Consider the following 7,700-nt stretch of genomic DNA (forward strand, 5'->3'; position numbering starts at 1 on the left):
AGAAACGGATGCCATAGGGGTCCTGCAGGTCCTCGAACTTGAGCTCCGCCTCGGCGAGGCCGAGCTCCTCGCCCTGGTAGATGCAGACCGAGCCGCGCAGCGACATCAAGAGCGCCGAGATCACCTTGAGATAGGCGACCGGATCGGCCTCGTCGGCGGCCCAGCGCGAGGCCGGGCGCATCACGTCGTGGTTGGAGTAGGCCCAGCAGGACCAGCCGTCGCTGGCGACCCGGCCGAAAGCTTCCAGCACCGCGCGCACCTTGGCGGCGCTGATTTTCTCCGGCGCCAGGAAGTCGAAGGAATAGCACATATGCACGCGTCTGGCGCCTGCGGTGTAGGCGGCCACCACTTCCAGTCCGCGCTGCGAATCGCCGACCTCGCCGACGGCGGCCTGCGCCGGATATTCGTCCAGCAGCGCGCGGAAGCGCTCGAGGAAGCCGAGATTTTCCGGACGGCTCTTGTCGTAGATATGGTCCTGGTAGTTGTAGGGATTGACCGCCGGCGCCGTCTGGTCGTTGCGCTCTTCCGGCGGCAGCGGCGGATTGTCCTCCAGCCCCTGGCTGTGGAAGTAGAAATTGATGGTGTCGAGGCGGAAGCCGTCGACGCCGCGCTCCAGCCAGAAGCGGGTGACGTCGAGCAGCGCGTCCTGGACTTGCCGGTTATGGAAGTTGAGGTCGGGCTGCTCGGCCAGGAAATTGTGCATGTAGTATTGCTGGCGGCTGGTGTCCCACTGCCAGGCCGAGCCGCCGAAGATCGACAGCCAGTTGTTGGGCGGCGTGCCGTCTGGCCTGGCATCCGCCCAGACATACCAATCCGCCTTCGGATTGGTCCTGCTGGAGCGGCTTTCCTTGAACCAGGGGTGGATGTCGGCGGTGTGCGACAGCACCTCGTCGATCATCACCTTGAGGCCTAGGCGATGGGCTTCTGCGACCAGCGCATCGAAATCGGCCAGCGTGCCGAACATCGGATCGACATCGCAATAATCCGACACGTCGTAGCCGAAATCCTTCATCGGCGATTTGAAGAAGGGCGAGATCCAGATGGCGTCGACGCCCAGCGAGGCGATGTAGGGCAGGCGCCGCACGATGCCTTTCAGATCGCCGATGCCGTCGCCATTCGAGTCCTGGTAGGAACGCGGATAGATCTGGTAGATCACCGCGCCCCGCCACCAGTCGCGGTCGAGGGCGGGGTCTGGTCTCGACGTCGCCTTCAAAGCCGATTGCATTGTTTCAACCTCCTTTCACCGAGCCGGCAAGCAGCCCGCGGACGAAATAGCGCTGCAGGGAGAAGAACACGATCAGCGGCACGATGATGGTCACGAAGGCCGATGTCGTCAGGATCTCCCAGTCACCGCCGCGCGAGCCGAGCAGCGCATTGAGCTTGGCCGTCAGCACGATCTGATCGGCCTCTGTGCCGAGGAAAACCATCGCCACCAGCAGATCGTTCCATACCCACAGGAATTGGAAGATGGCGAAGGATGCAAGCACCGGGAAGGAGAGCGGCAGCACGATCTTGACGAAGATCTCGAAGTCGCTGGCGCCGTCGATGCGCGCCGATTCCATGATCTCGCGCGGCAGGCCGGCGATATAGCTGCGCAACAGGTAGATGGCGAAGGGCAGGCCGAAGCCGGTATGCGCCAGCCAGATGCCGAGATAGGTCTTCGACGGCACGCCGAAGAAGCTGCCGACGCCATTGTAGAGTTTCAACAGCGGGATCAGCGACATCTGCAGCGGCACGACCAGCAGGCCGATGATGACGGCGATCAGGAGCGCGCGGCCGGGAAAGCGCATCCAGGCCAGCGCATAGGCCGCGAAGGCGGCAATCAGGATCGGGATGACGGTCGAGGGAATGGTGACGGTCAGCGAGTTCATGAAGGAGCGGCCTATGCCTTCCGAAAACAGCACCGTCTTGTAATTGTCGGTGGTGAACTTCGGTGGCGCCGACGAGGCGAAATAGACGCGCTGGCCGCGTTCGCCTTCGAATGCCTTCGGCGAGGACAGGACGAAGGTGCCGTCGGCATTGACCTGCAGGCTGACGCCGTCGCCGAGATCGGCCGCGGTGCCCGCCGGATATTGCGTCGGCGCCGCCGACTTGACGCCGAAGGCGCTGATCTCGCGCTTGGCGCCGTCGCCGAAGATGTTGCCCTCGATGACGTATTTGCCGTCCTTCTGCGTCTGCGCCGAAGCCGCCGGCAACCGTCCGGCTTCGGTCTGGCTGGAACTGGCGAAGGAGTTCCACCAGCCCGAGGCAATGATCTGGTCCTTGTCGCGCAGCGACGAGACCAGAATGCCGAGCGTGGGGATGGTCCAGATCACCACGAAGACGAACACGGCGATGTGGACGCCGAAGCGGCTGGCAAAGGACTTTCCGGTCTTGGCGGTCATCTCAGTGCCCTCCCGTCTCTTTGTTGGCCTGGCGGATGTTCCAGACCATGATCGGAATGACGGCAATCATGATGATGATGGCGATGGTTGCGCCGCGGCCGAAGTCGCCGCCGCCGCGGAACATCCAGTCGAACATCAGGTTGGCGAGCACCTGGCTGTTCCATTGGCCGTTGGTCATCGTCAGCACGATGTCGAACACCTTCAGCACCAGGATGGTGATGGTGGTCCAGACCACGGCGATCGTGCCCCAGATCTGCGGCACCATGATCTTCCAGAAGATCTGGAACGGGTTGGCGCCGTCGATGACCGCGGCTTCGAGCGTTTCCTCCGGAATGCCGCGCAGCGCCGAAGACAGGATCACCATGGCAAAGCCGGTCTGGATCCAGATCAGGATCACCATCAGGAAGAAGTTGTTCCAGAAGGGCAGCGATATCCACACCTGCGGCTGGCCGCCGAAAAACTGGATGATGGCGTTGAGCAGGCCGATCTGGACCTGGCCTTCGCCGCGATACTCGTAGATGAACTTCCAGATCACGCTGGCGCCGACGAAGGAGATCGCCAGCGGCAGGAAGATCAGGCTCTTGGCGATCGTTCCCCACCAGATCTTGTCGGTGAGCACGGCGATGATCAGCCCGAGGAAGGTGCAGGCAGCGGGCACCACCGCCAGCCAGAGCACATTGTTGAGGATCGAATTGCGGAAATCGTGGTCGCCGAACGCCCACTCATAGTTGGCAAGACCGACGAAGCTCGCGCCGCCCCTGTCGAGGAAGGAGAGCCTGAGCGTCTCGACAACCGGATAGATCAGATAGATGGTGAGGATGATCATGGCCGGGCCGACGAACAGCCACGGCCGCACCAGCCCCTGCCGGCGCAGATTGTCGACCGCGGCTGTGCCGGAAACCCCGCGCGAGGGGAAGATGACGTCGAGCAGTTTGTTGGCGCCCCAGAAATAGGCGACACAGCCGCCGACGCCGATGATGATGACGAATATGGCCGAGAAAATCTGAGCCGCCATGGGTCCCTCTCCCTGCGCATGACCGGCCAGGCAGTGCTGGCGATCGGATGCACCGACTTGTGAGTTTTCGGAACAATCGAGACGCGAAGGCTTCCGGCGTTACCGCCGGTCGGATCCGGGCCGTGGCCCGGATCCAGCAGGAGGATCAGGAAGGTCTGACTTGAGCCGCAAACGGCGGCTTACTTGATGGCATCCCAGCTCTTCTGGATGTCGGTTGCGACGTCCTGGGCGGACTTGCCGCCGACCAGGTCGATCATGCCGGTCCAGAAGGAACCGGCGCCGATCTTGCCGGGCATCAGGTCCGAGCCGTCGAAGCGGAAGGTCGAGGCGTTGGCCAGGATATCGCCCTGCTTCTTCAGCGCCTCGCTGGCATAGGCTTCCTTGTTGACCGCCTTGTAGGGCGTCACGAAGCCGCCCTGCGCCATCCAGATCTCATGCGCCAGCGGCATCTTGAGGAAGTCGATGAAGGCACGCGCGCCCTTGCTATCCTTGGTGATCATGACCAGCGTGCCGGCGCCGAGCACGGGCGTGCCGAGATCGGGCTTGGAAGCATAGGGCGGATAGTAGAAGAAATCGGCGTCCTGACCGATCTTGGTGCCTTCGGGGAAGAAGGTCGGGATGAACGATGCCTGCTTGTGCATGTAGCATTTCGGCGGCACCGAGAAGAGGCCCTTCGGGCTGTCGCGGAAGTCAGTTGCGGCCACCGCCTTGGCGCCGCCATCGACCATCTTGTCGTCGGTGGCGATCTTGCCGAAGATATCGATGGCGTTGACCACCGCCGGGTCGCTGAACGGAATCTCGTTCTTCACCCACTTGTCGTAGACGGCGGGGGTCTGCGTGCGCAGCATGATGTCCTCGACCCAGTCGGTCGCCGGCCAGCCGGTGGCGCCGCCGGAGCCGAGCCCGATGCACCAGGGCTTGCCGCCGTCGGCGATGATCTTCTTCTCGAGATCGGCGAGCTCTTCCTGCGTCTTCGGCACCTTGTAGCCGGCTTCCTCGAAATTGTCCGGCGAGTACCAGACCAGCGACTTCACGTCCGCCTTGTAGGGGAAGGCGAAGAAGCCGGGCTTGCCGTCCTTGTCCTTGAAGGTGCCGAGGTCGACCCATGACTGGCCGGCGCCGTAATTGTCCTTCACCCATTTGGCGGTGTCGTCGCCGAGCGGAGTGAGCAGGCCCTTGGAAGCCAGGTCCTGGATCAGGCCGGGCTGCGGCAGCACGGCGATGTTGGGCGGGCTGCCGGCCTGGGTGTCGATGACGATCTGCTGTTCGTAATTCTCCGAGGAGGAGTATTTGATCTCGGCGCCGGTGGCTTCCTGGAAGTATTCGAGAACGGTGCGCACCAGGCCCTCGTCCTCGCCGCGCCACGGCCCGAAGATGGTCAGCGTCTCGCCCTTGAGGTCGACTTTCTTGAGGTCGTCGTAGTTTGCCCAGTGGAAGCGCGGGTCCTCGCCCGGCTTGAACTTCAGTTCGGCTTGCGCCGGCAGGCTAAGGGCTAGCGCGGCGAAAGCGGCGCCCAAGAGAAGCATTTTCTTCATCGCAATCCTCCCAGTGGTGAAAACAGTTCGGACGAAACCTCCATCCCGTCCGCCGACGCCTGCGGAACTGTGACTCAGCGAGAAGGCAACCGCAACCTTTCGGAGAGTCTTCCAAAGCGCTTTGGCTTTTTTGATCTCGCCATCGAATTGACCGGAAGTCAAGAGGGTTACTGTACTAATCGATTTAAAGTTCTACTCTATCAGCCAGAAAGTGCGCTGCAGCATGCTTTTTTGGCACTGCAGCAGCAATTTTTGCTTCAAACTGCGATGGGCCGCCACTAAGGTCGTCATGTGCGGCGACATCGCCAACAATCATCGGATCAATTTAAATTTAAAGCGCTTTGAGGCTGGAGACCTCGGATGAACCTCAAGCAACTGTCGCACATGCTGTCGCTCTCTCAAACCACGGTGAGCCGGGCGCTGAACGGCTACCCGGAGGTCAACGAGGAGACGCGGCGCCGCGTGATGGATGCCGCCAAGCGCCATGGCTATCGGCCGAACCCCAGCGCGCGGCGGCTGGCCACCGGCAAGTCGGGCATGATCGGTTACGTGCTGCCGACCGGCAGTGCCGTCGACATCGACCCGCATTTCGTCGAGTTCCTCTCCGGCCTCGGCGACTATGCCCGCTCGCACGAGCTCGATCTCGTGCTGTCGCCGGCCGATGCCGACGACCAGGAGACCACCTATCGGCGCATCGTCGCCAACCGGCAGGTCGATGCGGTCTACATCTCTTCGCCGCGCCCCGCCGACCGGCGGCTGGCGCTGGTCAACACGCTGGGCATCCCTTTCATCGTCCATGGCCGCAGCGAGGGTTTTGATTTCGACTATCCCTATCTCGACATCGACAATGAGGGCGCCTTCCACGAGGCGGCCAGGATCCTTGTCCAGCTCGGCCACAGGCGTCTGGCGCTGATCAACGGCGACGACCGCGAGACCTTCGCCATCCACCGCGAGCGCGGCGTTCGCCGGGCGCTTGCCGCCAGCGGCCTGACGCTTGGCGAGCGCCACATCTGCTCGCTGACCATGACCGAGGAGAACGGCTATCGCGCCGCTCGCCGCCTGCTCGAGCAAAGCGAGGCTCCCACCGCGATCGTCTGCTCCAGTCTGATCATGGCGCTCGGCGTCGTGCGCGCCGTGCGCGATCTCGGCCTCACCATCCCGGGGGATCTCTCGCTGGTCGCCCATGACGACGTTTTCCCCTGGCTGCGGCCGGAGAATTTTCCGGTGCCGCTGTCGACGACACGCTCATCGATCCGCCTTGCCGGCGCACGCGTCGCCGAGCGCCTGGCGGCGCGGATATCGGGGCTGGAAGAAGGGGCGCGCGGCGAGGTGTGGCCTGTCGATCTGGTGGTGAGGGGATCGGTCGCTGGAGCGCCGGGATAGGAACGAAGGCGGCGAAGCGGCTAGTCTCCCCCCTCGAGGGGGAGATGTCGCCGAAGGCGACAGAGGGGGTCGCTGCGCGTAGAACGCCAACGTCCACCTGCGTCAGCAGGCCGAGCCCGGTCGACCGACCCCCTCTGGCCTGCCGGCCATCTCCCCCTCAAGGGGGAGATCGGCAGTTCCGCCTTGGCGCCATATTTTCGACGCTGGAGATTGGCGAAAATCGAGGTGACACCCAATCTCCCCCCTTGCGGGGGAGATGTCCGGCAGGACAGAGGGGCTGCTGTCCCGCCGACGTTACAAAACTGCTGGGAACTTACTCCTTCGCCGCCCCAGCCGCCTTGATATCCAGCAACCCATAGCCGAAATCATTATCCCGCCCCTTCGGGCCAAGATCCTTGGCTGTCGCCGCCAACGCCTTCTCGATGTCGTCGGCTGAGCGGTCGGGCGCGGCATGGATCAGGTTGGCGATGGCGCCGCTGACGATCGCGGCGGCGAAGGAGGTGCCGGTCACCACGTCGGAGCCGGCGCCGCTCGGCGCCACCATTTCGACGCCGGGCGCCGAGATGAAGACATAGGCACCGCGATTGGCCTGCGGCATCAGCCCGTCCTTGGCGTCGGTGGCGGTCACCGCGATGACGCCGTCGAAAGCGGCCGGATAGCCATAGGGCGCCTTGGGGCCATTGTTGCCGGCGGCCGCCACCAGCACCATGCCGAGCGCGCGGGCGTTGCGGCAGGCGGTGCCGAGAAGGTCGTTCTTCGGGCCGACGAAGCTCATATTGATGATGCGCACGTCCTGTTCCGCCGCCCAGTCGAGAGCCGCCAGGATGACGTCCATGGTCGATTTGCCGCCTTCGAAGGCGCGCGCATGGTAGATCCTGGCGCCCGGCGCCATGCCTTCCAGCGCGCCGACGCCGGCGATAAGCCCGTCGACGGAGGTGCCGTGGTCGCGCTTTTCGATCGGCACGTTGGGCATGGCATCATACTGGTCGGCGATAACGCCCTTCAGCGCCGGGTTGGTGTCGTCGATGCCGGTGTCGATGACGGCGACGCGCACATTCTCGCCGCTCGCCTGTTTCGAATCGAGCGCGATGCGGTCGAAGGCGTAGTTCACGATACCTGCCGCCTGCTGCAGCGAATAGATGTGGTTGGGTTCGCGCCGCTGCGTGCGGCCGTCGGCGGCAAGCTGCGCCAGCACCACGCCGACTGGGCGCCCATCAGGGATGCCGAAGCGCACCAGCGTCGAGCCGAGCAGCCGCGACTGGCGCTGCGAGCGCACCTGCAGGCCGAAGGCGGTGGCGATCTGCTGCACCGCGCCGGCATCGCCGGTCACCGTCACCAGCACCTCGTCCGGCACGAACTCGCCGCTGACCGCGCGCGGCGGCG

The 7,700-nt window shown here is 63.9% G+C and carries 6 protein-coding genes; 1 reads left to right on the forward strand and 5 read right to left on the reverse strand.

All coding sequences use genetic code 11. The annotated features are described in order from the left end of the window. The 4 genes from EOA29_RS18705 to EOA29_RS18720 all read right to left on the reverse strand — a co-directional run. Nucleotides 1-1,225: alpha-amylase family glycosyl hydrolase (locus EOA29_RS18705; protein WP_127221265.1), on the reverse strand; the 1,225-nt coding region annotated here is incomplete at its 3' end. A 4-nt stretch (nt 1,226-1,229) separates the two neighbouring features. Beyond that, nucleotides 1,230-2,384 carry a carbohydrate ABC transporter permease gene (locus EOA29_RS18710; protein ID WP_126090678.1) on the reverse strand — a complete coding sequence of 385 codons (1,155 nt, stop codon included), beginning with the start codon at nt 2,382-2,384 and terminating at the stop codon, nt 1,230-1,232. 1 nt (nt 2,385) lies between these two features. Beyond that, nucleotides 2,386-3,399 carry a sugar ABC transporter permease gene (locus EOA29_RS18715; RefSeq protein WP_126090679.1) on the reverse strand — a complete coding sequence of 338 codons (1,014 nt, stop codon included), beginning with the start codon at nt 3,397-3,399 and terminating at the stop codon, nt 2,386-2,388. 179 nt (nt 3,400-3,578) lie between these two features. Further along, complete coding sequence (locus EOA29_RS18720; protein ID WP_126090680.1) at nt 3,579-4,934, reverse strand: ABC transporter substrate-binding protein; 1,356 nt, start codon at nt 4,932-4,934, stop codon at nt 3,579-3,581. 360 nt (nt 4,935-5,294) lie between these two features. On the opposite strand from EOA29_RS18720, the gene EOA29_RS18725 reads away from it, so the two are divergent. After that, on the forward strand, nt 5,295-6,317 hold the full coding sequence (locus EOA29_RS18725) for a substrate-binding domain-containing protein (protein WP_126090681.1): 1,023 nt from the start codon (nt 5,295-5,297) through the stop codon (nt 6,315-6,317). 313 nt (nt 6,318-6,630) lie between these two features. Here EOA29_RS18725 and EOA29_RS18735 read toward each other — a convergent pair. Continuing rightward, a partial coding sequence (locus tag EOA29_RS18735) for a S8 family serine peptidase (protein ID WP_127221266.1) occupies nt 6,631-7,700 on the reverse strand: 1,070 nt, incomplete at its 5' end.

Source organism: Mesorhizobium sp. M1E.F.Ca.ET.063.01.1.1, from assembly GCF_003998155.1.
Taxonomy (GTDB): domain Bacteria; phylum Pseudomonadota; class Alphaproteobacteria; order Rhizobiales; family Rhizobiaceae; genus Mesorhizobium.